The sequence below is a fragment of the Synechococcus sp. MEDNS5 genome, from assembly GCF_014279875.1.
Taxonomy (GTDB): Bacteria; Cyanobacteriota; Cyanobacteriia; order PCC-6307; family Cyanobiaceae; genus Synechococcus_C.
The window spans coordinates 321,181-344,025 of sequence record NZ_CP047952.1; the positions used below are offsets into that span (position 1 = coordinate 321,181).

Here is a 22,845-nt window from a genome sequence, read left to right on the forward strand (position 1 = left end):
TGATGACCGACACCATGGTTCCGGTGAAGGTCGGCGTGATCGGCATCGGCAACATGGGCTGGCACCATGCCCGCGTTCTCAGCCTTCTGAAAGACGCTGATCTGATCGGTGTGGCCGATCCCGATTCCGCCCGTGGGAGTTTGGCCAGGGAGCAGTTCGGATGTCGCTGGTTCGCTGATTACCGCGACATGCTCGCTGAGGTCGAGGCCGTCTGCATTGCTGTGCCGACCCTGCTCCATCACCCCGTGGGTCTGGCTTGTCTGGAAGCCGGTTTGCACGTTCTGATTGAAAAGCCCATCGCTGCAAGTCAGGAGGAGGCCGCTGCTCTGATTGCTGCCGCCAGCAGAGGAGGCCGTCTGCTTCAGGTTGGTCATATTGAGCGCTTCAACCCCGCTTTCCGGGAGCTCACCAAAGTGGTGGCCAATGAGGAGGTTGTGGTGTTGGAAGCACGCCGGCACAGCCCCCATGCCGACCGCGCCAATGATGTGTCTGTGGTTCTGGATCTGATGATTCACGATCTCGACCTTGTGCTGGAACTCGCTGGCTCATCGGTGGTGCATCTGGCTGCGGCAGGTGGTCGCAGCTCGGCAGGCCCGATTGACTACGTGAATGCCACGCTGGGTTTCGACAATGGTGTGGTGGCCAGTCTCACGGCCAGCAAGATGAGTCATCGCAAGATCAGAAGCCTCAGCGCTCACTGCCGCTCGAGTCTGGTGGAGACGGACTTTCTCAATCACAACCTGCACATCCACCGTCGCGCCCATGAGTGGTACTCGGCAGACCACGGTGAACTGCTCTATCGAAACGACGGGTTCATCGAGGAGGTGAGCACCACGTCCATCGAACCCCTCTACGCCGAGCTCGAGCATTTCCTGCAGTGCGTGCGGGGCCGGGAGACACCAGCAGTGGATGGCCAACAGGCTTCCAGGGCTCTGCGGTTGGCTGATCTGATTGAGCAGGCAGTGGAACAACCTGGCGTTGGCATTCCGCTAGATGCGCCGATCTGAGTCGGGTCTCTCTTGCCTCAGGGTTTCAGTTGAGAGTGTCCTGATCGGCGAGCTGACGCAGGGCCTCGATCTGCCAGTGCCTGCAGAGTGCAGGGGATGACCGGTAAAACTGATCCCACGCACTGGCTTTGTGTTGGGCGTAATCAGCCTCGGTCAGGTCGGGGTGGGTGGCGTGCCAGCCAACGCGAACCGCATGGCCGATCACCACGTCCAGAGCGATGTCATCGTCAATCTGGATCCTGGGATTGGCGGTGGCAAAAGCCATCAGTGAGAGCAGGGTTTCCGTGCACAGTTGCCGGTACTCGGGCGCGGTGATTCGGCTCAGAAGATGTTCAACCTGGATCGCGAAGTTGCGTTCGCCGGGAGTTTTCTCCAACAGGAGGGCGCTGGTCAGCCGATTGCGGCGTTCAAGTTTGTCACCAATCACCAGCCCCCGGCAGTGGTGCAGAAGCGACCAGATGCCTGCATAGAACTCCTTGGGGACCTGCTGAAGGGAGCCCAGACGAATGCGATGTTGCAGCCAGTCGTTGCCACCGGGACCGGTTTCAAGTGGTTCCGGCACACTCCATTGCACCTGCCCACGCACATGCAGCAACTCTCGGCGCTGCAAGGCGTCGCGGGCATGGTCGACATCCTCCAACACCGTGCGCAGCCGTTGGCCAAGGCGGTGCGGCGGTTCATCACACACGGCTTCGAAGGCTTCGTCTTGGCTGAGTTGTCGTTCAGTGGCAAGCTCAGACGTGAGCAGCAGCATCAACTGTCCGAGCTGGAAGGTCAGAGAACCTCGGATCATGTCCGGTTCGCGTCGAGCGATTCCGTCGAGCGCCAGCAAGAGTTCCTGCTGCAGCATCCACTCGCGACTATCACTGCCGCTTGTTTGCTCGATCAGGGCTGCAATCGCCTGGCTGGACACGGGAGTACTCAGTCGGGAGGCCTTGGTGTAATTCCGTCCAACCACCACCTGTTTCTGACGGCTGAGCAGGTCGATGAGTGCGTCGTCCAGCTGCGGGTGAATCAGTCCCATGGCACCGGCGCAGCGACGGGCCACGTTCCAGTCCTCCTGCTGAAGCCCCCGTCTGTAAATCTCCTCCAGCAGCGTTTTGATCTCCACCGGAGCACCCTGAGGGCCGCTCAGAACCGCTGCGCTTCCCAGCCTGCGCGTGAGTAACTCCAGCACTTCGGCCTGCTCTCGCAGGGAGTTGCTGGACCAGATGCGCCGCCGCAGCTCCTCCAACGAAGTGTCATCCAGCTCCTGTTCCTGAGCAGCGGTGAGGTCACTCAGATCCGTCGAGGCCCTTAGCAGTTGCCTGGCAGAGGCCGCGGCTGTCAGGCTCGAGGTCCTTGGCGATCCCGGCAGGTCATGCCACTGAGCACGGGTTGCCAGGGTTTCCAGATTGGCGAACTCCACACGAACGTCCTCCACGCAACCACTGCGGAGACGCTCTGTGAGGGCAAGCAGATGGGTGTCACCCCGCTCCAGCAAGGAGGCTTGCACCGGAATCAAGAGCAGGGGTGAGCCAGGCCCCTGCCAGTGCCTCTGCAGCAGATGCAGCTCGTTCACCACACTGTCCACCAGGTGCCTGGGATCGTGACTGAGATAAAACGTTCCCTCTTCAAGAACGGCGGGAAGAAAGGCCAGCTGCCTGTCACCCAGTCGGTAGAGCCTGGCACTGGCAGCAGTCTCAGGCCTTACAGGTGGATGACCGCTCAGGCCGAGAACCTCATCCACGCCAACAGCGCCCAGGTGTTGCCGCAGTGCATCGGAGCTCAGAACCTCGATCCCTGCAGCGTCTGAATCGATCACTGGTAGCCCCAGCTCCTTCAGGCGCAGGGCCACGCTGGAGTCGTTCGGGACGAGGCAGACCAGCACCGATTCGGCGCCAAGAACGCACGGCAGACGTCGACCACAGGGATCGAGGTCTGCCGCCTCGATCAGCCCGTCCATCAGCATCTCCCCGAGCCAGGCCAGGCTCTGCGTCCAAAGCAGGGGGACGTTGTCATTGGCGACCCGTTTCTGGCTCCCGGGCACCTGGCGTTCGTGCTCCAGGGCTTCTGCAGGAACGAGGTAGAGCTCCGGGTAGAGCATCTGCCCATTGCGTTCCACGCGGAGGGCTTCCAGGCGATGGCGCCACTGCCTGGCGTCGTCCCAGCGCTCCTCAAAACAGGCGGTGACCAGTTCATAGGCCAGGAACAGGGGCCACTCCGACTCGACCCCCTCAAACGTGGCTAGTTCATCGCATTCGTAGTGCAGTCGGGTGATGTCTTCCACCACGGTCTGGTGGCCGTCCCGCCGGAAGCGCTTGTACCCGTAGAGGCCGCCCAGTTCCCTGCGGATGCGTCGGGCCGTGCGTTCGACGAGCTCAGGATCCTCGAGAGCCCAGGCGGGATAGCCGATCACCGAAAGGCAGGCGCTGTCCACCTCTTTGCTGGCGGATTCGCGCGGGAGAAGCCCTTGCAGCGCTCGCCGCAGACGCACCACCGCACCAGGGGGGATCAGGACGGTCACGCTGCCATCGCCATGGGCGGCGAAGAGATCCACGCCGTCCAGAGCCTCCAGGGCAGCCTTCGCCATGCCGATCGAGCTGGCATTGCGTTCTGGCAGTCCGTGGTTGCCCTTGTCTCCCCGTTCCCAGATGCCGTAATCGGGGATCTGGTAGGCCCGGGCGACGTAATAAACCAGGTTCTGAATGAAGGCCGCCTCGTGGCGGTTGTGGATCACGGCCAGACCACCGCGACTCAACTGGGCCAGTTGGAGCAGAAAGAGTGATGTGGCATCCAGCTGGAGGTGCCCCCAGCCGTCATCGGGCACCACCGGTTCGCCATTGCGGCTGTCGTACTTGGCATGGAGCGCATCCAGCGGATCCAGGCTTTGCTTGAAGCGTTCAACCTTGTCCGCCTGACGCATCATGGCGCTGAGCAGTCCGCGCATGAGGTCGACCACCCGCTGCTCCAGTTCCCAGCTGCGTTGGCAGGGGCCTAGGAGTTTGCGGTGGGCAATGGCCAATCCCCAAACGCACTGGATCGAATACACGCAGTCGCGAACCCAGGCATCGCCGTAGTTGCCGTGAACGGTGTGGGCCGTGCTCGCAGGAAGCAGTCCGCTGAGAGGGTTCTGCCGTTGCAAGACCACGGCTTCAATGGCGCTGTCCAGGTGCTGCAACTGGACCAGCTTCTCTTGGTGATTCCCGGCAACCGGATGGGACAGAACCATGGCCTTGCGTTCGACCGGATCTAGATTCTCCCTCGGAGCCTTTTCGGAGATGGAAACAATCAGCACTGGCCCGCGAGATCGCCGTCGCTGCCACGTTCTTGGGGTTCCTGTTGACGCTTGCCGCGACGTGGCGGCTTCAGCCATCGGCCTGCATGGAGAGGGTGGGGGTCAGATCGTGACACTCAATGCTGAAATGACGATGCGGGCACGTCAGGACTCAGATCTGGGAGCGGTGATTGCCCAGGCCGACCTGGTGGTTCCGGATGGAGCAGGAGTGGTCTGGGCCTTAGGTCGTCAGGGGGTCAGGGTGCGTCGCAGCCCTGGTATCGAGCTGGCCTGGTCTCTGCTCAGCTATGCCGAAGCTCATGACTGGTCCGTTGCCCTGGTGGGTGGTTCACCCGAGGTGATGGAGCGTTTGAAGACCACGCTGGCTCGGAGCCATCCCCGCTTGAGGTTGCTGATGGCAGAGCACGGATTTCAAGCCTCAGAGGCTTGGCCGGCTCTGGAGTCTCGTCTGCGCGGTCTGCGGCCTGATCTCGTGCTGGTGGCTCTTGGTGTGCCCCGTCAGGAAGTCTGGGCGAAGAGCATGCGTCAGTCCCTTCCGGGGCTCTGGATGGGCGTGGGTGGCAGCTTCGATGTCTGGTCCGGCCTCAAGCAGCGCGCACCGGAGTGGACCAGTCGACTGCAGATGGAATGGCTTTTCAGGCTGCTCCAGGACCCATCACGCTGGCGGCGTTATCTGGTGCTCCCCCAATTCGCTTGGGCTGTGCTTCGAGCGGGCGGTCGTCGGCGTTAACGCGCTTAACGAAAGCCTACGGAGGCCTGCCAAACGAAGGCCAGAAGCAGGAAGAAAACGGGGATGATCGGAAGGATGTCGATCAGTGGGCCGAATGCCTGGTAGGCCTCGGGAAGTTGGGCCAGCAGGTCAAGGGAGAAGGCAGCCATCCCGGCGAACAGTTCGGTCAGTGAGCGGACGCTACCACGTGTGATGGGCCGGTGAGTCGTCGTTCCAGGGACGGAAATCCTCTGCAAAACAGCCTTCGCGAATCGCGCGTTCCATGGCACTGGTGAAGCGGATCAGATGCGTGAGGTTGTGCAGGCTCAGCAGGGTCAGTCCGAGCAGCTCTTCACTGCGGATCAGGTGGTGCAGGTAGGCCCGGGTGTGTTGCTTGCAGGCGATGCAGGGGCACGTGGGGTCGAGCGGTGTGTGGTCGTGCCGGAAGCGGGCGTTGCGGAGGTTCCAGCGTTCCCCGGCCACCATGGCTGTGCCGTGCCGCCCGAGGCGGGTGGGGAGCACGCAGTCGAACAGATCGATTCCATTGGCGACAGCGACGGCCATTTCCTGCAGCGTGCCGATGCCCATCAGGTACCGCGGACGGTCATGAGGCAGCAGGGGCGTGACTTGCCGAACAATGCGGTGCATGTCCTCCACCGGCTCTCCCACGCTGACGCCGCCGATGGCGATGCCCGGGAGGTCGAAGTCGGCGACCGCTCTTGCGCTGGCGTCCCGCAGGTGAGGGAAGCACCCCCCTTGCACGATCCCGAACAAGGCCTGGTCGGTGCGGGTGTGGGAGGCCACGCAACGTTCGAGCCAGGCATGGGTGCGCCGACTGGCCTCCTCCACATCATTTTCCGTGGCTGGGTAAGGGGGGCACTGATCAAACGCCATGGCCACATCCGCGCCCAGGGCCATCTGGATCTCCATCGAGCGTTCCGGCGTCAGCAGGATGCGGCTGCCGTCCCGAGGATTGCGGAAATCAACGCCATGGTCGTCGATGCGATTGAGGTCCCCCAGGCTGAACACCTGGAATCCTCCTGAATCGGTGAGCATCGGGCCCTGCCAGCCCATGAAGCGATGGAGCCCGCCGGCGGCCTCCACCACGGCTTCACCGGGTTGGAGGTGCAGGTGGTAAGTGTTTGAGAGCACCATCTGTGCTCCCGTCGTGACGAGTTGATCGGCTGTCACGCCCTTCACGGTGGCCAGCGTTCCCACGGGCATGAATCGCGGCGTACTCACCGGTCCATGGGGAGTCTGAAAACAACCGCAGCGTGCAGCGGTGTGCCGGCATGTTGCGTTGATCTGGAAGTCGAACATCCGCATCTCCGCTACCCGCATCTCTGCCTAGGTCTTGACCCTACGGTGAGGTCAGATCGCCGATGCTGCCCCCTGAGAATCGCTTCTCTGTTCTGGCTTCGGGATCTAGCCGGTGCCTGGATTTTCTATTCCGTTCTGCCCGCCTGGCCCTGGCCTTCGCCACGGTTTGAGCGCATTGCCCGCTTTGCTCCCTGGATCGGCCTGGTGATCGGTGGCCTTCAGGCGTTGCTCTGGGTCCTGCTCAGTGCCATGAGCTGGTCGGCTGAGAGCTGTGCCTTGATGGTCATCGCCCTGGCAGCCTGGCTCACGGGTGGATTGCATGTCGACGGCCTGATGGACACGGCCGACGGTCTGGCTGCAGGGCAAGAGCGCTGCCTTGAAGCCATGGACGACAGTCGTGTCGGAGCTAGCGGTGTTCTGGCTCTGCTGCTTGTTGTGCTTCTGCAAGCAGGGGCCTTGATCAGGCTGGGGCCATGGGCCCCGATCGCGCTGGTGATGGCTGCTGTGATTGGCAGGATTGCTCCTCTCGGCGCAATGGCATGGTTTCCTTACCTCCGCCAGGGCGGGACTGCGGCCTTTCATCGCCGGCACTGGCGTGGGGCCCAGGACTGGGTGCCGGCCATGATCCTGATCGTGTTGCTCCTCTGCGGCGCGGCCTTGTGGGGGGGCGGTCTCGTTCAGTACTTGGCTCTGGTCTCAGTGGTGGGCCTGGGAGCTGCTTGGCGGGTTGTGGAGTGTCTCGGGAAGCGCCTGGGTGGTCACACCGGAGACACCTACGGAGCCTGTCTGATGTGGGGAGAGACCTTCACTCTGCTGAGTTCAGCGCTGCTCTTTCCTGCGTGGTTGGCGGCAGGCTGAGCAGGAAGGCATTGCCCTGATTCGGCAGACAGGGATCCAGTTCCGCCGGTGATCGCAGGAGTTCGAGCTGTCCTCCCCGTTGCCGGGCAAGCGTCTGTGCCAGGGCGAGACCGAGCCCTGATCCTGCTCGCTCGCTGCTGGTGCTCCCGCGGACCCCTTTCAGAAAAATCCGATCTCGCTCGTTCTCGGGAATGGGCGGGCCCGCATCCCAAACGCACACCCCATGGTCATGCAAGTGCAGGCCCAGGTCACAGCCATTGGGGCTGTAACGAAAGGCGTTCTCCAGCAGGTTGGCCACGATCTCAGCGGCCACGGCATCGGCGGCCGGACGTTGTCTCTGCGTCCAGCTCGGCCATCGCTCCGGTGCTCGCCATAGCCGTCCCTGCAGCGCGGCCGTAGCAGCGGCGCGTTCCACGAGTGGGCTCAACAGGTCGGCGATCGTGAGATCGGGTGCGTCAGCAGGCACAGGTGGTAGCAGCAGTGGGGTGGCGTTCTCCGGCTCAAGCCGCAGGTCCTCCCGGCCGATCCCTTCGAGAGAGCTGACATAGCGATCGAGTTGCGCCTGTTCGCGGATCAGGTTCTCCACCAGTGGTCGTTGCTGGTCATCGGGACCCAGGCGCCGCAGCAACAGCTGGGCGTAGGTCCTCAGGGCTGTGAGCGGATTGCGCAGCTGGTGCACCATCAGCGAAAGCTGCTGACGCTGAACATCCAGCCGGCCATTCAGCCGGTCTTGCTCGAGTTCCAGTCCGCGAATGCAGGCCAGGGTTTCGGCGCAGGTCTGCAGGCGGTCGTCATGGGCTGTGGTTGGCCCGGCTCCTTCGTGCCGTTCAGCCCGCAGCACGCCGAGGAGCATGGATTGATGCCGCAGGGGGTACCAGCGTCGTTCCGGTGCTGCGCTGCGCAGGCTTGGATCCTGGGCGATCGAGTCAGGAAGGGCGACTTCCTGGGGGGACTGGGCGATCAGGGTGAGGCTCGGTGTGGCTCCTTCCTGCCGTTCTGTGAGGTAGAGGGCCAGGCGTTCGGCGGCTCCGTCGCTGGTCAGGGCGTTGAGATGTTGCTGCGCCAGAGCCAGAAACCGATCAGAAAGATGCATCAGCCGGGCGGTGTTCGGAAACTGTCAAAGAGGCGACAGACGCCACTCGCTTGCTAATTCAGAAAAAAGTCTTAAGATCAGATGAACGACCAAAAGCCCATCCTTGTGAAGGTTGGGTTCTGTCGATTGTTGGATCAAGGTTGCGCTTTACGCACGACCAAGGTTACAGCAGAGGTTGATGAATCTTCTGTTGTCGTCAGCAGCCTTGTTGACGAGTGCAACGGTGCGTCTCCATTCACGGAAGCGGTTCGCCAGCTCATTCGTGTTTTGGAGCGCTGAATTCTGGATGCTTGTGATGAGCGTCCTGCGGTATGCGCTGAATTCACGGCTCTTCCCGCTTGTCCATTGTTTTTTCCTTTCTCCCGCTAAGGGTCGACCACAACCATGTCTAAGAAGCGCAAGCGGATCAGCCGCCGCCGTCTCGCCGGCCAACGGGTTCTCGCCCATGTACCGACGTTTCATCTCGAAACCGGCGAGCACAAGCCCGTCACTGCAGCCCGCCGCTTCATCGCGGAGGGCGGACTGGTGCCTCCTGCCCTTCTGAACGTCCGGCGCAACGAGCACACCACGGACCGTTTCTTCTGGGGAGAAAAAGGTCTGTTTAGCGCGCAGTACGCCGAAGAAAATCATTTTCTCTTCCCTTCCTTGCGATTGATTGTCGACAACGTCGGCGAAGAGGTGATCTTCGAGGGCCTCGAGCTTGCCTCCGACGACTGGGAGGAGATGGAGGAATACGAATACGCGTTCGTTTGAGCCGACTGTCTAAGGCGCCTGGCTGATTGGCTTCAGCCAGGACTGCAGGGCCTGAACCATCAGAGGCTGAGTGGTCTCGGGGATGGTGTGCCCTCCTGAAAAAGTGATCAGCTGGCATGTCTCACTCTCGCCGCCCAGCTGTTCGGCCAATTCTGTTTGCGCTTCGACGGGAACGACGTCGTCATCCCGGCCGTGGATGAGCACGACCGGGGGCCGTTCTGTTCGCGGTTGCCAATGGGGGTGGGGATAGGCGCTGCAGGCGATGATCCCTGCCAAAGGGAGTTGACATCCCACATCCAGGGCCATGGCGCCCCCCTGAGAGAAACCCAGCAATACCGTTCTTGAAAGCGGAATCTGCTGTTGATCGATTGCCTCGAGGCGCTCTTTTAACTGGTTCACAGCTTGGGGAACGTCGGCCCATTGCGCTGGAAATAACCCGTACCACTGACGCCCAAAGCCTGCCGGGTGAGGCAACGGTGCGTTCAAGGCCAAGCACTCCAAGGCCAACCCAGAACCTCTGGCGAGGGATTCGCCCAAGGGCATCAGATCACTGGCATCGGCCCCCCAGCCGTGCAGAAGCACCAGACGTATCTGGGGGTGTTCCTCGCTGCAATGGATCAGGAGGTCGTCCATAAAGCTCTTGACCGACTGCTGCGTAGGTTGGCGAAAGGTGTCTCCTCTGTCCTGCTGCCATGGCCCCCACAGCGCTGCTGAGTGTGTCTGACAAGAGTGGTCTGGTGCCACTGGCCAAGACCCTGCTTGAGCGTCACGGGTACCAGCTTCTTTCCAGTGGCGGTACGGCCAAGGTGTTGCAGGAGGCCGGTCTACCGGTCACGCCTGTGGCCGATCACACCGGTGCCCCGGAGATCCTGGGTGGTCGTGTGAAGACGCTCCATCCCCGCATTCATGGCGGAATCCTGGCTCGTCGCGGTGATCCAGAGCATGAAGCGGATCTGCAGGCTCAGCAGATCACGCCGATTGATGTGGTGGTGGTCAATCTTTATCCCTTCCGAGAGACCGTCGCCGATCCCGCTGTGAGCTGGGAGCGGGCGATCGAGAACATCGACATTGGAGGGCCCACGATGGTGCGCTCCGCAGCCAAGAACCATGAACACGTGGCTGTGCTGACCGATCCAGACCAATACGACCGCTTTCTCCAGGACCTGGCTGAATCGGGGGGGACCGTGAGTTCTGCGCTGCGGCGGCGGCTGGCCCTGGAGGCCTTTGCTCACACCGCGGCTTACGACGCTGCGATTACGCGCTGGATGCAGAGCAGGCCAGAGTTGCAGCCTGCCGACGACCCATCAGCATCTCCACTCCCTTGGCTGGAAGCCCTGCCCCTGCGCCAGCGGCTGCGTTACGGCGAGAACCCTCACCAAAGCGCAGCCTGGTACAGCACACCCAAGGCTGGGTGGGGAGGCGCCATTCAGTTGCAGGGGAAGGAGCTGAGCACCAATAACCTTCTCGATCTCGAAGCAGCGCTCGCCACGGTGCGGGAGTTCGGCTATGGCCAGAGTGGGAGCCACCCGGCTGTGCGGCCGGCGGCTGTTGTGGTGAAACACACCAACCCCTGCGGTGTGGCGGTCGCCGATCGAGAAGCGGCCGCCCTGACCCGAGCCCTGGACGGCGATCGTGTCAGCGCCTTCGGGGGCATTGTGGCGGTCAACGGTCGCGTGGATGCCCCCGCTGCCCGTGAACTCACCAGTCTTTTCCTGGAGTGTGTGGTGGCGCCGGAGTATGCGCCCGAGGCCCGGGAGATTCTCGCGTCGAAGGGCAATCTCAGAGTGTTGGAGCTCCCATCCACTGCGATCGATGCTGCCGGGCATGACCATCTGCGCAGCATTTTGGGTGGTCTGCTCGTCCAGGATCTGGATGACCATCCGGTTGCAATGGATGCGTGGACCGTGGCCACTGAGCGGGCTCCCAGTCAGGCTGAGAGCGATGACCTGTGCTTTGCCTGGCAGTTGGTCCGTCATGTCCGCTCCAATGCCATCGTCGTGGCCAAAGAGGGTCAGAGCCTCGGAATCGGTGCGGGGCAGATGAACCGGGTGGGGTCAGCCCGGATTGCCCTCGAGGCGGCAGGGGATCGAGCTCGCGGCGCCGTCCTCGCCAGTGATGGCTTCTTCCCATTCGATGACACGGTGCGATTGGCGGCGCAGCACGGCATCACGGCTGTGATTCATCCGGGAGGCAGCAAGCGTGACGAGGATTCCATCAAGGCATGTGATGAACTCGGGCTGGCGATGCTGCTCACGGGGCGGCGGCACTTCCTGCATTGAGTTCGTGGGTGTCGCTTCTGATGACCTCGGAGTCCTAGCCTCGCGAAAGCTCCCACGCGATGACTTGTGATGACGCTTGCCGCGCTGCCTTTCGCCCTGAGTTTCGTTCACCCACTGATGATGTGGGTGCTGCTTTTGGCGTCTGCCTATGCGATGTATCTGGGGATTAAAGCCAAGAAGACCCGCACGGGAACGCCTGAACAGCGCAAGGCTTTGATCCCTGGAAAGTTCGCTCAGCGTCATTTCCGCTGGGGTGGGCTGCTGCTAGGGCTGATCGTTCTCGGCAGCATCGGTGGCATGGCGGTCACCTATCTGAACAACGACAAGCTGTTCATGGGCCCTCACCTCCTGGCCGGACTGGCCATGACGGCCATGATCGCGGTGGCGGCGTCCCTGTCACCGTTCATGCAGCAAGGCAATGTGATCGCCCGCAAGGCCCATGTCGGTCTCAATATGGGGATGATGACCCTCTTCCTCTGGCAGGCGGTCAGTGGAATGGAAATCGTCAACAAGATCTGGTCGAGTCGCTGACGGCTCGCGAGGCGATTAGAAGGTGGCCCGTCGTCGTGGCGGGCAGGCAAGCCCATGGCTTCCATGGAAGTCTTCCTGCACTTTCCAGGTGAGCCGCCGTGAAATCTGCCTCACGATCTGACGCAGCAGTCGATCACCGCTGGATTGCACCAGGCCATCGGGGAGCATGGTGATCACTTTCGGAAGTGAGATCCAGATGCTGAGATCCAGCTCCCAGCGCACGCAGGTCGCAGGAAGGCCCCGGTCAACGTCGTTGATCAGGGTGAGACCAGCCTGAAAATCAACGTCGTAGAGCGCGGCCAATGCGGGATCCACCGCTGGCAGCGTCACCGTTTCAATGGCATAGCTGCCCTCATGGCCAGGCAGCAGGCGCAAGGCGATGGTTGGCTCCACCTCGAAGCCGAAATTCCCGAACCGCCCAAGGGTCATGACATAAGCCTGGGCGTCAAGAGCCTGTGCCTCCATCGGTGCGGCGCAACGGCGGAACCAATCGTCGTGTCGATCGAGATAGCTGGCTACCACAGCTGAACTGGCGCGCATCTCCATGCAGTCACTGAAGTGGCTGCGATAACAGCGCACCTGTGGATCCTTGCCATGGCAGGTGCGGAGGGAATCGGCTGGTGGTCTCGACAAGAGCAGCACGGATGAGCGTCCCTGGCAGGGGTGATCCCCAAGATGAACCAATGTAAAGCGAGCTGGTCTTCAGTTCCTCTCGCTGAGACTGATTAATTGCTGGATCACGTGTTCCACAACACGATCCGGGGTCGAGGCGCCGGATGTGATGCCCACCGAGACGGATCCTCCCGGCAGGAAGTTCTGTTCGCGGATGAGCTCTTGGCCGAGAGGTTTGTGTTCGATGCTGTTATCGGCACTGATGCGCTCTGGTGTGTCGATATGGAAGGAGCGGATGCCGCGGTTGATGGCGATTTCCTGGAGATGTGTGGTGTTGGAGGAGTTGTAGCCGCCGATCACCACCATCAGGTCGAGGGGTTCATCCACAAGGGAAAACATCGCGTCCTGGCGTTCCTGGGTGGCATCGCAGATGGTGTTAAACGCCAGGAAATGCTCATTGAGTTGCATTGGGCCGAATTTGCTGAGCATGGTGCGTTCAAATAGGCGACCGATCTCTTCGGTTTCCCGTTTGAGCATGGTGGTCTGATTGGCAACGCCGAGTTTTTCAAGATCCTGATCCGGATCGAAGCCCGGGGAGCATGCTTTGGAAAAGCGAGCCATGAAGCTGCTCCGGTCTCCTTTGCCCAGGATGTAATCCGCGACGATCTGCGCTTCCTCAAGGTCAAGAACCACGAGGTAGGTTCCAGCGAAGGAGCTGGTGGCCAGGGTCTCCTCATGCTTCACCTTGCCGTGAATGATTGAGGTGAACGTCTGTTTCTTGTGCTTCTCCACGGTGTTCCAAACCTTGGAGACCCAGGGGCAGGTGGTGTCAACGATGTGGCATCCCCGTTCATTGAGCAGCTGCATCTCCTGAACCGTCGCGCCAAAAGCGGGAAGAATCACGACATCTCCAGAGGTGACACCGGAGAAGTCCTTCACGCCTTGCTCAACGGGGATGAACTGAACGTTCATCTCACGGAGGTGGTCGTTGACTGAAGGGTTGTGAATGATCTCATTGGTGATCCACAAGCGCTCACTGGGGTAGTGCTTCCGGGTTTCATAGGCCATGGCAACAGCGCGCTCCACGCCCCAGCAGAAGCCGAAGTCCTTGGCGAGGCGCACTTGAAGCCGACCATGGTTCAAGCGGTACCCGTTGTCACGAATGGATCCAATCAGGCTGCTTTGGTAGGCCTGCTCCAGGCTTCCGGCCACCTCTTCAGCACGTCCGAACCCTCGGCGGTTGTAGCGGTCGGAATGGTGCAGGGAGCGCTTGAAGGCGTGGGTATCCATGGTCGCGACGACGATGCGATGACTCTATGGGCTGCGGGTCAGGCTTGACTCCCCCCTCTCGAGATGGAACGAACCGGTCCAAAAAAAAGCCCCGGCTTCAGGGCCGAGGCTTTGGATCTTTGAAACCGGAAATCAGTTCCCAGAGGAAGCGAAGTCGGGATAGGCCTCCATGCCGTGCTCACCGATGTCAAGACCCATGGTCTCTTCTTCTTCGCTGACACGAATGCCCCCGAACAGTGCACCGATGATGCTCCAAGCAATCCAGCAGGTCACCAGTGGCCAGATGGCGTAAGCCGCGCAGCCAACAGCTTGGATGCCGAGCTGGGAGAAGCTTCCACTGTTGAAAAGGCCGATGCCGGTTGCACCATCAACACCCCATAGGCCAACCACCAGGGTTCCCCAAATACCGCATACGCCATGAACTGAGAAGGCGCCCACAGGATCATCGATACCTGCGTTGTCGAGGGCTGCGACCGAGAACACCACGATGATGCCGCCGATCAAACCTGCCACCCAGGAGCCAACCATGGTCATATTTCCGCAACCCGCGGTGATGCTCACCAGGCCGGCAAGGATGCCGTTGATGATCATGGTGAGGTCAGGTTTGCCGGAGGTCATGGTGGAAACCACGGTGGCGCCAATGGCTCCACCAGCTGCGGCAAGGGTGGTCGTCACGGCCACGTAAGCAACCGTTTGGTCCATACCCAGCACAGAGCCGGGGTTGAAGCCATACCAGCCGATCCAGAGGATCAAGGCACCGAGTGTGGCGATCGCCATGTTGTGGCCGGGAATGGCTTGAGTTCTGCCATTCACGTACTTGCCGATACGGGGTCCAAGCAGCATGGCGCCAACTAGGCCTGCCCAGGCGCCCACGGAGTGAACGATTGAGGAACCGGCAAAGTCGATGAAACCCAATTTAGCGAGCCAGCCATCACCATTCCACTGCCAGGAGCCGGAAATCGGGTAGATGAAAGCGGTAAGGACCAGCGCAAAGATCACGAATTCACCGAACTTGACCCGTTCAGCAACCAGTCCGGAAACGATGGTTGCAGCAGTTCCTGCGAAAGCAGCCTGAAAGAGGAAATCAACGGATGGAACAAGATCTCCATTCGTGACCATCTCAGGCGTCACCGTGGGATCAAAGAACAGACCAAAAGCGCCGCCTTTGCCGTAGTAAAGAATTCCCTCCCAGAAAGCGCTGCCGTACATCAGCGAGAAGCCGATGAACCAGTAGGCAGTCACCGCAAGGGCGAACACAAAGAGGTTTTTGGCGAGAATGTTGACTGCGTTCTTCTGGCGACACATCCCGGCTTCCACCATGGCGAAGCCGGCGTTCATAAAGATCACCAGAATGGTGGCGATCAGCAACCAAAGGTTGTTGGCGAGGAACGCTGCGTTGAGATCGGGGAGTTCAGCAGCGTGGGCCGACAAGTTGAAGAGGCCGAGTCCCAAGAGGGCTACAGGCACACATGCAAGCCACGTGAGCGAGCGGTTTGTGCGGAAGCCGCGGATGCTTCGTAAAAGGAGCATTGGCCCCTCCAGCAGGCTTGCCTCCTGGAGAGCTTTTCGCCTCCCTGATGGAGAGTTCAAAGCAGTTGTCATGAAAAGAAAGCGGAACTGCAGATCGGACTGTCGTGAAGACCGTCTCGCAGACCTAAGATGTACATCGATGGACACCTGGCAAGTAGCAGTTGTTACTAAACTGCCGATTGCCTCTCTTGGATGGCGCGTTTGCCTCGCCAGAGAATCTTGTCTTTTTCAAATTGGAATGCGCTGGGGACAACTTCCACCCCTTCCGAAAGTGCTTGACGGAAGAGCTCTCCGTAGCGCGGATCAGCGCTGTCACCTGGTGCAAAAGCTGTGACATCCGGTCTGCTGATGCATGGCACCAACACACCTCGAGCTTCAGGCAGCACATGCATCAGTTCCTGCAGGTGCTTTTGGCCGCGTTCGGTGATGGTGTCTGGGAACAGGGCCAAGAGCCCATCGCTCCAGGTGGTGTTTTTGACCTCTAAATAGATCGGCCTCGGATCCTCAGCGTTGGCCTCCGGTGTCAGCAACAGATCGATGCGGCTGCGGCGGTGCTCGCCGTAGGCCACCTCAGCTCGGATTTCAGCGATCGGACCCAGCTGGTCCTCTAGGTGGCCGGCCTCAATCGCTGCCCTGATCAGCCGGTTGGGTAAAGCGGTGTTAATCCCAACCCAACAAGGATTCCCATCAGCACCGAGTACTTCGGCCTGCTCCCAGGTCCAGGCCAGCTTGCGGGTTGGGGAAGGGGCGTGGCGTAGACGCACCCGCTGGCCAGGAATCAACACGCCGGTCATCGGTCCGGTGTTGGCGCAGTGAGCGGTCACGCACGATCCATCCTCCAGCTCGATGTCTGCCAGAAAACGCTTGTAGCGCTTGATCAATATCCCCTCCGTCAGCGGTTCGAATGAGAGGAGAGGGGTGCCGGTCATGGGGGCGGGCAGGTTCTAGCCATGGTGCCTGGAAATCAACCGAGAATTGGAGCAGTAGTGGCGGCTGGCAGCGCTGATGGCGAGATCTCTCAAGCGCATTGCCCTGGTGGTCACCGTTGGGACCCTTGTCAGCAAATTCGGCGGCCTTGTCCGGCAGTTGGTGATCGCGGCAGCGTTCGGCGTAGGCGCTGCCTACGACGCTTACAACTACGCCTATGTGCTTCCCGGTTTTCTGCTCATTCTTCTGGGGGGCATCAACGGGCCCTTTCACAGCGCCATGGTGAGTGTGCTCAGCCGCAGGCCCAGAGATGAAGGCGCCCACATCCTGGCCACCCTGAACACCACGGTGAGTGCTCTGCTGCTGGCGGTCACCCTGGTGCTGGTGATGGCTGCCGGTCCATTGATCACCCTGGTTGGGCCAGGCCTGCCGCCCGAGCTGCATCGCATCGCTGTCGCGCAGTTGCAGGTGATGGCCCCGATGGCCCTGCTCGCCGGTCTGATCGGTCTGGGATTTGGGTCGCTCAATGCCGCCGATGAATTCTGGATTCCAGCGATTTCGCCGCTGATGTCGAGCCTGGCGCTGATTCTCGGTGTCGGCTTGCTCTGGTGGCAGCTTGGTTCCGCCATCGCCCTGCCTGAACATGCCCTCTGGGGAGGGGTGGTGCTGGCCCTGGCCACGCTCTCTGGAGCCATCTTGCAGTGGTTGTTGCAATTGCCGGCCTTGATTCGGCAGCGACTGGCCCGGTTCCAGTTGTCCTGGGACTTTCGTCACCCTGGCGTGCAGGAGGTCTGGCAGGTGATGGGTCCCGCCACCCTGTCCTCCGGAATGCTTCAGATCAATGTGTTTACCGATCTGTTCTTCGCATCGGGGATCCTCGGCGCAGCTGCAGGACTTGGTTACGCCAATCTTCTGGTGCAGACGCCGCTTGGACTGATTTCCAATGCTCTGTTGGTTCCGCTTCTGCCCACGTTCTCCCGGCTCACGGCTCCAGAGGACCGCCCTCAGCTCATCGCCAGGATCCGTCAGGGCCTGATGCTCTCCACCGCCTCGATGCTGCCGTTGGGCGCTTTGTTTCTGGCGTTGGCTGCTCCGATCGTTGCTCTCGTCTACGAGCGCGGTGCCTTTGATGCACAGGCGGCGCAATTGGTCACCGGGCTGTTGATGGCTTACGGAATTGGCATGCCGGCCTATCTCGGCCGCGATGTGCTCGTGCGGGTGTTCTACGCCCTCGGGGACGGCACAACTCCCTTTCGACTGTCGTTGGCCGGTATCGGTCTGAATGTGCTGTTCGACTGGGCCTTGGTTGGGGGGCCCTCCCCCTGGGGACCTCAGCTGCCCTTTGATTTCGGGGCGCCTGGGCTGGTGCTGGCCACGGTGTTGATCAATGCCCTCACCTGTCTGGCGCTGCTTCTTGTGCTCCAGCAACGCTTGGCAGGCCTGCCTCTGCGCAGCTGGGGGTTTGACGCCCTGCGACTTACCGCAGCGGCAGCGCTGGCAGGTTGTGCTGCCTGGGGGCTCAGCACAACGGTGCAATGGCCTTCTGATCTGATCGGCCGTGGGCTCCAGGTGGCTCTCTCCGGAGGCTTCGGCGGGGTTCTGTTTGCGTTGTGCGGGCAGGCGCTCGGGATCGCTGAAGTCGTTGAGATCAATCAGGGGATTGCGCGGCGCTTCAGTCGTCGCTGAGGGTCACGGTTCTGTCGTCGCGCACTTGAATCGGTAACTCGAGCTGTTGCCGGCCTACGAGCTGCGGACCCTGCACCGAAACGATCCTGGCTTCAATTCCGAATTCACGGAAGGCAGTGTCAAGTTCCTGAATCAGGGCCTTCTCCACCTGCGCTTCGGGGTCCACGACCTTGCCGATCAGGCGCTCTCCAAGGCGGCCAATGCGCTGACGCACCACTTCACGTGCGTTGGTGACTTCAATGATCAGCACGCGCGTTCCCAGATCGGGAGCAACCTTATCGGCAGTGGTCCTCAAGAATCTGTTCGAGGTCGGAAAGTTGCGAGGACGGCAACAGCCTCGCTAAGGGCAGCCGACTGCTCCCGCCTCCGATCGGAACCTGGACACGTTCGACAGCCTGGCGAGCGGCGATCTCCGCTCCCTGGTCGACGAGTGCGCTGCATTCGATCGCGAGGGCCTCGGCCAGGCCCGCATCTTTCAGGTACAGGTGCCAACCGGAGACCTGCAGGTACAGACGATCGCCGATGGCCGAGGTCAGATCATGCAGATCAGCGGCATCCATGGTTAGGGCAGGCAGTGGTTATTGCAAGCAGTTAGACAGTCGCATGATGGCTTCACGTCGCCGGGTTGTCTGTATCCAGCTGTGGACGAAGTTTCAGCACCAACGTGAGATGCACAGCCAGTCCTACCAGCCAAAGTCCAGTCAGAACATTGAGATGGCTCCAGGGATGGCGCATCTCTTGCAGAAACCAGAGCCCGCTGTTCACGGCAGCGAACACCATGCCGTGAAGCGTGAGATTCACAACCCGGTTGAAGTGCCGGTAAGTGGGATCAGTGGGGTCAGCAGGTCCGTACCAGCGGATCGGCATGGAGGGAAACCGAAAGGAATGGAAATGATTCTGGCGTGGGGATGTGCCTCAGTTGACGAAGGGCCCCTTCGTGGGGTCAGATAGTGGGACGCCAGCGCTTGTAGCTCAGCGGATTAGAGCATCTGACTACGGATCAGAGGGTCGGGAGTTCGAATCTCTCCAGGCGCGCTGTTAACTGCCTTCGGGCAGTTTTTTTTTGGTTCAGCACTTCTTCTGTTGACCGTTGCCTACCATCCAATCAACGCATCGAGGCAATGCATGGTGGATTTCGAAACCGCTCCGATCAATGCACCACTGGCAGACTCCGACCCTGCGATTGCCCGCCTGATCGATCAGGAGCGCGACCGCCAGGAAACCCATCTTGAGCTGATCGCGTCGGAGAACTTTGCATCGAGCGCCGTGATGGCCGCTCAGGGATCCGTATTGACCAACAAGTACGCGGAAGGCCTGCCGCACAAGCGTTACTACGGCGGTTGTGAGCACGTCGATGCCATCGAGGAACTGGCGATTGAGCGGGCCAAGGAGCTTTTCGGTGCAGCTTGGGCCAACGTTCAGCCTCACAGTGGCGCCCAGGCCAACTTTGCTGTCTTCCTGGCCCTGCTTCAGCCGGGCGACACGATCATGGGTCTGGACCTGTCCCATGGCGGGCACTTGACCCATGGTTCACCGGTGAATGTGAGTGGCAAATGGTTCAACGTTGTCCAGTACGGGGTTGATCGAGAGACCCAGCGGTTGGATATGGAAGCGATCCGTCAGCTGGCCCTCGAGCACAAGCCCAAGCTGATCATTTGTGGGTATTCGGCTTATCCCCGAATCATTGATTTTGCGGCTTTTCGTTCGATTGCCGATGAAGTTGGCGCCTACCTGCTGGCCGATATGGCCCATATCGCAGGCCTGGTGGCAGCCGGCGTCCATCCCAGTCCTGTTCCCCATTGCGATGTGGTGACCACCACAACGCACAAAACCCTGCGCGGTCCCCGCGGTGGTCTGATCCTTTGCAGGGATGCTGATTTTGCCAAGAAGTTCGACAAAGCCGTCTTCCCCGGTACCCAAGGCGGGCCTCTGGAGCATGTGATTGCGGCCAAGGCTGTGGCCTTTGGCGAGGCGCTCCGACCTTCTTTCAAGGCCTACAGCCAGCAGGTGGTGGCCAATGCCCAAGCCCTAGCCGACCGATTGATGGCCCGCGGCATCGATGTGGTGAGCGGAGGCACTGATAACCACGTGGTGCTGCTTGATCTGCGCAGCATCGGTATAACCGGCAAGGTGGCTGATCTCCTGGTGAGCGACGTGCACATCACCGCCAACAAGAACACGGTCCCCTTCGATCCAGAATCTCCGTTCGTGACCAGCGGGCTGCGTTTAGGGACCGCTGCTCTCACCACCCGAGGCTTCGATGCAGATGCGTTCGCTGAGGTGGCTGAGGTGATCGCTGATCGCTTGCTGAATCCTGAGGACGATGCGATTCAATCGCGTTGCCTGGAGCGTGTGGCGAGTCTCTGTCGTCGTTTTCCCCTTTACGCAACGTCGACTGAGCCGGCGCTTGTCTGACTGGTCCAAGCAGGCCTGGATTCCCAATTCAGGTCTGCCTAGATTGGGTGTGACAAGCCCCTTTTCGGGCCGCCCTCTCCGGAGTTTTGCGTGACCATCGCGAGCACTCCTCTCGCAGTCGCTGTTGTGATTTTCCTGGCGGCGGCCTTGGTCACCATGGTGACCGTGCCGCTGGTGCGCCGGCTTGGCCTTCGCCACGGCTTCACCGATGCTCCTGACTCCCGCAAGCAGCACAGCGTGCCGATGGTCCGGCTCGGTGGTGTGGCCATGGTGCTCGGGTTCAGTGTCGCGCTCGGTCTCACGTGGTTGGCCGGTGGTTTCGGCATGCTCACCCCCGCGCGGGATCAGCTGATCTGGACCACGCTTGCGGGGTCTCTGTGTTTCTTCATCATCGGCTTGGCCGATGATCTCTTTTCTCTCTCTCCATGGCCTCGTCTGGCGGGCCAGGTGGCGGTTGCCATGGTGGTCTGGTCCCAGGGCGTGAGGATCGGCGCCATTGACTTGCCTTGGGCATCCAGCACCGCTGACGCTGTTGTGCTTCCGGGCTTGGTGAGCCTGATCGCCACTGTGATCTGGCTTGTGGGCATCACCAACGCGATCAATTGGCTCGATGGACTCGATGGCCTGGCGGCCGGAGTTGCTGGGATCGCGGCCATCGGACTGGTGTCCGTGAGTTTCTCTCTGCATCAGGTCGCTGCTGCGTTCCTGGCGGCAGCGTTGGCTGGAAGTTGTCTTGGTTTCCTCCGGCACAACTTCAATCCTGCTCGGATTTTTATGGGTGATGGGGGGTCATACTTCCTCGGCTTCAGCCTCGCTGCCATCAGCATCGTTGGCCCAGCGAAGGGTCTCACCACGGTGAGTTTGCTGCTGCCTTTGCTCATTCTTTCTTTGCCCCTGGCCGACATGTCGGCCGTGATCATGGGGCGCTTGAGTTCCGGACATTCCCCTTTCTATCCGGACCGTCGCCATCTGCATCACCGGCTTCTGAGAGCGGGGTTCAGCCACCGTCGCACCGTGCTGCTGATCTATGTGTTCACCCAGTGGCTTGCGGCCTTGGCCATGGTGGTGGCCAATGTGGAAATGCGCTTTCTCTGGTTAGGTCTGGCGACGGCCATCCTCGTTGGCACGGTGGTGGTGATGCAGAAGCAGAAACAGGCAGAGCTGGCTCAGGAAGCGGCGGCAGAGGATGCGCTTCCGGGGAACCGGCAATCTTGCTCCTGCGATCACCATGGCTGACGGTGCAAGCCGTGCTGGCGTGGAGATTCTCTGCATCGGCACGGAGCTTTTGCTCGGAAATATCGTGAACGGCAATGCACGCTGGCTTGCCGAGGAGCTGGCTGCTCTGGGTCTGCCTCACTTCCGGCAAATCGTTGTAGGAGACAACCGGGATCGTTTGATCGCTCAGGTGCGGGAGATTTCCTGTCGTTCCAGGGTGTTGATCACCACAGGTGGTTTGGGCCCGACCCCCGATGACCTCACCACCGAAGCGATTGCTGCGGCCTTCGCGACTCCCCTCGAGGAGCGGGCCGATGTCTGGGCTGACATCACGGCCAAGTCACGCAGCCGTGGAAGGGAGCCCAGCCCGGAGACCCGGCGGCAGGCCCTCCTGCCTGTCGGCGCGACGTTGCTTCCCAATCCCACCGGAACGGCGCCGGGGATGATCTGGTCACCCACCGAAGACTTCACGGTGCTCACCTTCCCGGGCGTTCCCAGTGAGATGCGTGCCATGTGGCAAGCCACCGCGGCTCCTTGGTTCAACCAGTCGGGACTCTCCAGTGGCGTGTTTGTCAGCAGGTTGCTTCGCTTCTGGGGAATCGGCGAATCAACCCTGGCCGAACAGGTCAGTGATCTGCTGGATCAGGCCAACCCCACCGTGGCTCCCTACGCCGGCCGCGGCGAGGTGAAGCTGCGCATCACCGCCTGCGCGGCTTCGGAGCCTGAAGCCCGTGAGCTCGTGGATGAGACCGAACGAGATCTCCGGGATCGAACAGGCGATCTCTGTTTCGGTGCCGATGATGATTCACTTGCTTCGGTGGTGCTGAAGCACCTGCGCGTGCGTGGGGAGACCCTGGCTGTGGCGGAATCCTGCACGGGTGGTGGGCTGGGCTCCGAGCTCACCGCAGTCCCTGGTTCTTCGGAGGTCCTGCTCGGCGGCGTGATCGCCTATGCCAATGCAGTGAAGTGTGAGTTGCTGGGTGTTCCCTCCTCCCTCCTGGAAGAAGTCGGCGCTGTCAGTGACCCGGTCGCCCAGGCGATGGCTGAGGGGGTGCGACGGCTGACAGGCAGCGATTGGGCCCTCGCACTCACGGGAATTGCCGGTCCGGGAGGTGGTAGCGATCAGAAACCAGTCGGGCTGGTGCATATCGCTGTGGCAGGACCGGACGGTTGTGAGAGTCACCCCATCCGGCTTGGCTCATCCCGAGGACGGGACTGGATCCGGTTGGTGAGTGCTGGGGAGGCGCTGAACCGCCTGCGGTTGCGCTTGATGGCCATCGAGTCGGGGCGGGGAAGTGAGTCTGTCGACAAGCCGTTAGGGTTGAATGTTCAAGGCTGACCTG

General features: G+C 61.1%; 22 protein-coding genes and 1 tRNA gene. 11 read left to right on the forward strand and 12 right to left on the reverse strand.

Going from position 1 to position 22,845, the window contains the following annotated elements:
• Nucleotides 1-2: 2 nt before the first annotated feature.
• Complete coding sequence (locus SynMEDNS5_RS01350; RefSeq protein ID WP_186583969.1) at nucleotides 3-1,007, forward strand: Gfo/Idh/MocA family protein; 1,005 nt, start codon at nucleotides 3-5, stop codon at nucleotides 1,005-1,007.
• 25 nt (nucleotides 1,008-1,032) lie between these two features.
• Here SynMEDNS5_RS01350 and SynMEDNS5_RS01355 read toward each other — a convergent pair whose 3' ends face one another.
• Entirely contained in the window at nucleotides 1,033-4,218 is a 3,186-nt protein-coding gene (locus tag SynMEDNS5_RS01355) for a glycoside hydrolase family 15 protein (protein WP_186583970.1), read from the reverse strand.
• Nucleotides 4,219-4,267: 49 nt separating this feature from the next.
• Here SynMEDNS5_RS01355 and SynMEDNS5_RS01360 point away from each other — a divergent pair, with 49 nt between their 5' ends.
• The gene (locus SynMEDNS5_RS01360; protein WP_186585775.1) at nucleotides 4,268-5,014 is read left to right on the forward strand and encodes a WecB/TagA/CpsF family glycosyltransferase; all 747 of its coding nucleotides are present in this window, start codon (nucleotides 4,268-4,270) and stop codon (nucleotides 5,012-5,014) included.
• A gap of 5 nt (nucleotides 5,015-5,019) precedes the next feature.
• On the opposite strand, the gene SynMEDNS5_RS01365 is transcribed toward SynMEDNS5_RS01360, so the two are convergent.
• Nucleotides 5,020-5,163, reverse strand: coding sequence for a photosystem II reaction center protein K (locus SynMEDNS5_RS01365; RefSeq protein WP_006042358.1), 144 nt, complete (start codon nucleotides 5,161-5,163; stop codon nucleotides 5,020-5,022).
• 31 nt (nucleotides 5,164-5,194) lie between these two features.
• Nucleotides 5,195-6,313, reverse strand: coding sequence for a tRNA guanosine(34) transglycosylase Tgt (gene tgt / locus SynMEDNS5_RS01370; protein ID WP_186583971.1), 1,119 nt, complete (start codon nucleotides 6,311-6,313; stop codon nucleotides 5,195-5,197).
• A 45-nt stretch (nucleotides 6,314-6,358) separates the two neighbouring features.
• Here tgt and SynMEDNS5_RS01375 point away from each other — a divergent pair, with 45 nt between their 5' ends.
• The gene (locus SynMEDNS5_RS01375) at nucleotides 6,359-7,171 is read left to right on the forward strand and encodes an adenosylcobinamide-GDP ribazoletransferase (protein ID WP_255440229.1); all 813 of its coding nucleotides are present in this window, start codon (nucleotides 6,359-6,361) and stop codon (nucleotides 7,169-7,171) included.
• Here the strand turns inward: SynMEDNS5_RS01375 and SynMEDNS5_RS01380 are convergent.
• Nucleotides 7,119-8,264 (reverse strand): sensor histidine kinase KdpD, encoded by a 1,146-nt coding sequence (locus SynMEDNS5_RS01380; protein ID WP_186583973.1) that lies wholly within the window; start codon nucleotides 8,262-8,264, stop codon nucleotides 7,119-7,121. The genes SynMEDNS5_RS01375 and SynMEDNS5_RS01380 overlap by 53 nt on opposite strands.
• Before the next feature lie 384 nt (nucleotides 8,265-8,648).
• Here SynMEDNS5_RS01380 and SynMEDNS5_RS01385 point away from each other — a divergent pair, with 384 nt between their 5' ends.
• Nucleotides 8,649-9,017 carry a DUF3155 domain-containing protein gene (locus SynMEDNS5_RS01385; protein ID WP_186583974.1) on the forward strand — a complete coding sequence of 123 codons (369 nt, stop codon included), beginning with the start codon at nucleotides 8,649-8,651 and terminating at the stop codon, nucleotides 9,015-9,017.
• A gap of 9 nt (nucleotides 9,018-9,026) precedes the next feature.
• On the opposite strand, the gene SynMEDNS5_RS01390 is transcribed toward SynMEDNS5_RS01385, so the two are convergent.
• Nucleotides 9,027-9,650, reverse strand: a complete 624-nt coding sequence (locus tag SynMEDNS5_RS01390) for an alpha/beta hydrolase (protein ID WP_186583975.1) — start codon at nucleotides 9,648-9,650, stop codon at nucleotides 9,027-9,029.
• Nucleotides 9,651-9,709: 59 nt separating this feature from the next.
• Between SynMEDNS5_RS01390 and purH the strand changes: the two genes are divergently transcribed.
• The gene (gene purH, locus SynMEDNS5_RS01395; RefSeq protein WP_186583976.1) at nucleotides 9,710-11,296 is read left to right on the forward strand and encodes a bifunctional phosphoribosylaminoimidazolecarboxamide formyltransferase/IMP cyclohydrolase; all 1,587 of its coding nucleotides are present in this window, start codon (nucleotides 9,710-9,712) and stop codon (nucleotides 11,294-11,296) included.
• Nucleotides 11,297-11,365: 69 nt separating this feature from the next.
• Nucleotides 11,366-11,827, forward strand: coding sequence for a DUF4079 domain-containing protein (locus tag SynMEDNS5_RS01400; RefSeq protein WP_186583977.1), 462 nt, complete (start codon nucleotides 11,366-11,368; stop codon nucleotides 11,825-11,827).
• Nucleotides 11,828-11,842: 15 nt separating this feature from the next.
• Here SynMEDNS5_RS01400 and SynMEDNS5_RS01405 read toward each other — a convergent pair whose 3' ends face one another.
• The 4 genes from SynMEDNS5_RS01405 to sfsA form a co-directional block, all read right to left on the reverse strand.
• A complete protein-coding gene (locus SynMEDNS5_RS01405) occupies nucleotides 11,843-12,469 on the reverse strand; it encodes a DUF1997 domain-containing protein (protein WP_186583978.1) in 627 nt (208 codons plus the stop codon).
• Between the two features lie 60 nt (nucleotides 12,470-12,529).
• Nucleotides 12,530-13,729: a 4-hydroxy-3-methylbut-2-enyl diphosphate reductase gene (locus SynMEDNS5_RS01410; protein WP_186583979.1), complete on the reverse strand. Its 1,200-nt coding sequence runs from the start codon at nucleotides 13,727-13,729 to the stop codon at nucleotides 12,530-12,532.
• A 132-nt stretch (nucleotides 13,730-13,861) separates the two neighbouring features.
• Nucleotides 13,862-15,331, reverse strand: a complete 1,470-nt coding sequence (locus SynMEDNS5_RS01415; RefSeq protein ID WP_186583980.1) for an ammonium transporter — start codon at nucleotides 15,329-15,331, stop codon at nucleotides 13,862-13,864.
• A 95-nt stretch (nucleotides 15,332-15,426) separates the two neighbouring features.
• A complete protein-coding gene (gene sfsA, locus SynMEDNS5_RS01420; protein ID WP_186583981.1) occupies nucleotides 15,427-16,188 on the reverse strand; it encodes a DNA/RNA nuclease SfsA in 762 nt (253 codons plus the stop codon).
• A gap of 76 nt (nucleotides 16,189-16,264) precedes the next feature.
• Between sfsA and murJ the strand changes: the two genes are divergently transcribed.
• On the forward strand, nucleotides 16,265-17,872 hold the full coding sequence (gene murJ, locus SynMEDNS5_RS01425; protein WP_186583982.1) for a murein biosynthesis integral membrane protein MurJ: 1,608 nt from the start codon (nucleotides 16,265-16,267) through the stop codon (nucleotides 17,870-17,872).
• Here the strand turns inward: murJ and SynMEDNS5_RS01430 are convergent.
• Genes SynMEDNS5_RS01430 through SynMEDNS5_RS01440 form a run of 3 tightly spaced genes read right to left on the reverse strand, consistent with a single transcriptional unit; the run spans nucleotide 17,859 to nucleotide 18,739 of the window.
• Nucleotides 17,859-18,122, reverse strand: coding sequence for a cytochrome-c oxidase (locus SynMEDNS5_RS01430; protein ID WP_186585776.1), 264 nt, complete (start codon nucleotides 18,120-18,122; stop codon nucleotides 17,859-17,861). The genes murJ and SynMEDNS5_RS01430 overlap by 14 nt on opposite strands.
• A gap of 25 nt (nucleotides 18,123-18,147) precedes the next feature.
• Nucleotides 18,148-18,432 (reverse strand): DUF3181 family protein, encoded by a 285-nt coding sequence (locus tag SynMEDNS5_RS01435; protein ID WP_186583983.1) that lies wholly within the window; start codon nucleotides 18,430-18,432, stop codon nucleotides 18,148-18,150.
• A 52-nt stretch (nucleotides 18,433-18,484) separates the two neighbouring features.
• The gene (locus tag SynMEDNS5_RS01440) at nucleotides 18,485-18,739 is read right to left on the reverse strand and encodes a hypothetical protein (protein ID WP_186583984.1); all 255 of its coding nucleotides are present in this window, start codon (nucleotides 18,737-18,739) and stop codon (nucleotides 18,485-18,487) included.
• Between the two features lie 94 nt (nucleotides 18,740-18,833).
• On the opposite strand from SynMEDNS5_RS01440, the gene SynMEDNS5_RS01445 reads away from it, so the two are divergent.
• The 4 genes from SynMEDNS5_RS01445 (at nucleotide 18,834) to SynMEDNS5_RS01460 (ending at nucleotide 22,841) form a co-directional block, all read left to right on the forward strand.
• Nucleotides 18,834-18,907 (forward strand) — tRNA-Arg (locus tag SynMEDNS5_RS01445).
• A 90-nt stretch (nucleotides 18,908-18,997) separates the two neighbouring features.
• Nucleotides 18,998-20,287 (forward strand): serine hydroxymethyltransferase, encoded by a 1,290-nt coding sequence (gene glyA / locus SynMEDNS5_RS01450; RefSeq protein WP_255440362.1) that lies wholly within the window; start codon nucleotides 18,998-19,000, stop codon nucleotides 20,285-20,287.
• A gap of 90 nt (nucleotides 20,288-20,377) precedes the next feature.
• Entirely contained in the window at nucleotides 20,378-21,523 is a 1,146-nt protein-coding gene (locus tag SynMEDNS5_RS01455) for an MraY family glycosyltransferase (protein ID WP_186583985.1), read from the forward strand.
• Nucleotides 21,516-22,841: a competence/damage-inducible protein A gene (locus SynMEDNS5_RS01460; RefSeq protein WP_186583986.1), complete on the forward strand. Its 1,326-nt coding sequence runs from the start codon at nucleotides 21,516-21,518 to the stop codon at nucleotides 22,839-22,841. Before SynMEDNS5_RS01455 ends, SynMEDNS5_RS01460 begins: the two co-directional genes overlap by 8 nt.
• Nucleotides 22,842-22,845 lie beyond the last annotated feature (4 nt).

Excerpts from the sequence above, each read along its gene's own strand:
- SynMEDNS5_RS01350 (WP_186583969.1), top strand. The coding sequence starts at position 3 with ATGACCGACACCATGGTTCCGGTGAAGGTCGGCGTGATCGGCATCGGC.
- SynMEDNS5_RS01355 (WP_186583970.1), bottom strand. The coding sequence starts at position 4,218 with ATGGTTCTGTCCCATCCGGTTGCCGGGAATCACCAAGAGAAGCTGGTC.
- SynMEDNS5_RS01360 (WP_186585775.1), top strand. The coding sequence starts at position 4,268 with ATGGAAACAATCAGCACTGGCCCGCGAGATCGCCGTCGCTGCCACGTT.
- SynMEDNS5_RS01365 (WP_006042358.1), bottom strand. The coding sequence starts at position 5,163 with ATGGCTGCCTTCTCCCTTGACCTGCTGGCCCAACTTCCCGAGGCCTAC.
- tgt (WP_186583971.1), bottom strand. The coding sequence starts at position 6,313 with ATGTTCGACTTCCAGATCAACGCAACATGCCGGCACACCGCTGCACGC.
- SynMEDNS5_RS01380 (WP_186583973.1), bottom strand. The coding sequence starts at position 8,264 with ATGCATCTTTCTGATCGGTTTCTGGCTCTGGCGCAGCAACATCTCAAC.
- SynMEDNS5_RS01385 (WP_186583974.1), top strand. The coding sequence starts at position 8,649 with ATGTCTAAGAAGCGCAAGCGGATCAGCCGCCGCCGTCTCGCCGGCCAA.
- SynMEDNS5_RS01390 (WP_186583975.1), bottom strand. The coding sequence starts at position 9,650 with ATGGACGACCTCCTGATCCATTGCAGCGAGGAACACCCCCAGATACGT.
- purH (WP_186583976.1), top strand. The coding sequence starts at position 9,710 with ATGGCCCCCACAGCGCTGCTGAGTGTGTCTGACAAGAGTGGTCTGGTG.
- SynMEDNS5_RS01400 (WP_186583977.1), top strand. The coding sequence starts at position 11,366 with ATGACGCTTGCCGCGCTGCCTTTCGCCCTGAGTTTCGTTCACCCACTG.
- SynMEDNS5_RS01410 (WP_186583979.1), bottom strand. The coding sequence starts at position 13,729 with ATGGATACCCACGCCTTCAAGCGCTCCCTGCACCATTCCGACCGCTAC.
- SynMEDNS5_RS01415 (WP_186583980.1), bottom strand. The coding sequence starts at position 15,331 with ATGACAACTGCTTTGAACTCTCCATCAGGGAGGCGAAAAGCTCTCCAG.
- sfsA (WP_186583981.1), bottom strand. The coding sequence starts at position 16,188 with ATGACCGGCACCCCTCTCCTCTCATTCGAACCGCTGACGGAGGGGATA.
- murJ (WP_186583982.1), top strand. The coding sequence starts at position 16,265 with ATGGCGAGATCTCTCAAGCGCATTGCCCTGGTGGTCACCGTTGGGACC.
- SynMEDNS5_RS01435 (WP_186583983.1), bottom strand. The coding sequence starts at position 18,432 with ATGGATGCCGCTGATCTGCATGATCTGACCTCGGCCATCGGCGATCGT.
- SynMEDNS5_RS01440 (WP_186583984.1), bottom strand. The coding sequence starts at position 18,739 with ATGCCGATCCGCTGGTACGGACCTGCTGACCCCACTGATCCCACTTAC.
- glyA (WP_255440362.1), top strand. The coding sequence starts at position 18,998 with ATGGTGGATTTCGAAACCGCTCCGATCAATGCACCACTGGCAGACTCC.
- SynMEDNS5_RS01460 (WP_186583986.1), top strand. The coding sequence starts at position 21,516 with ATGGCTGACGGTGCAAGCCGTGCTGGCGTGGAGATTCTCTGCATCGGC.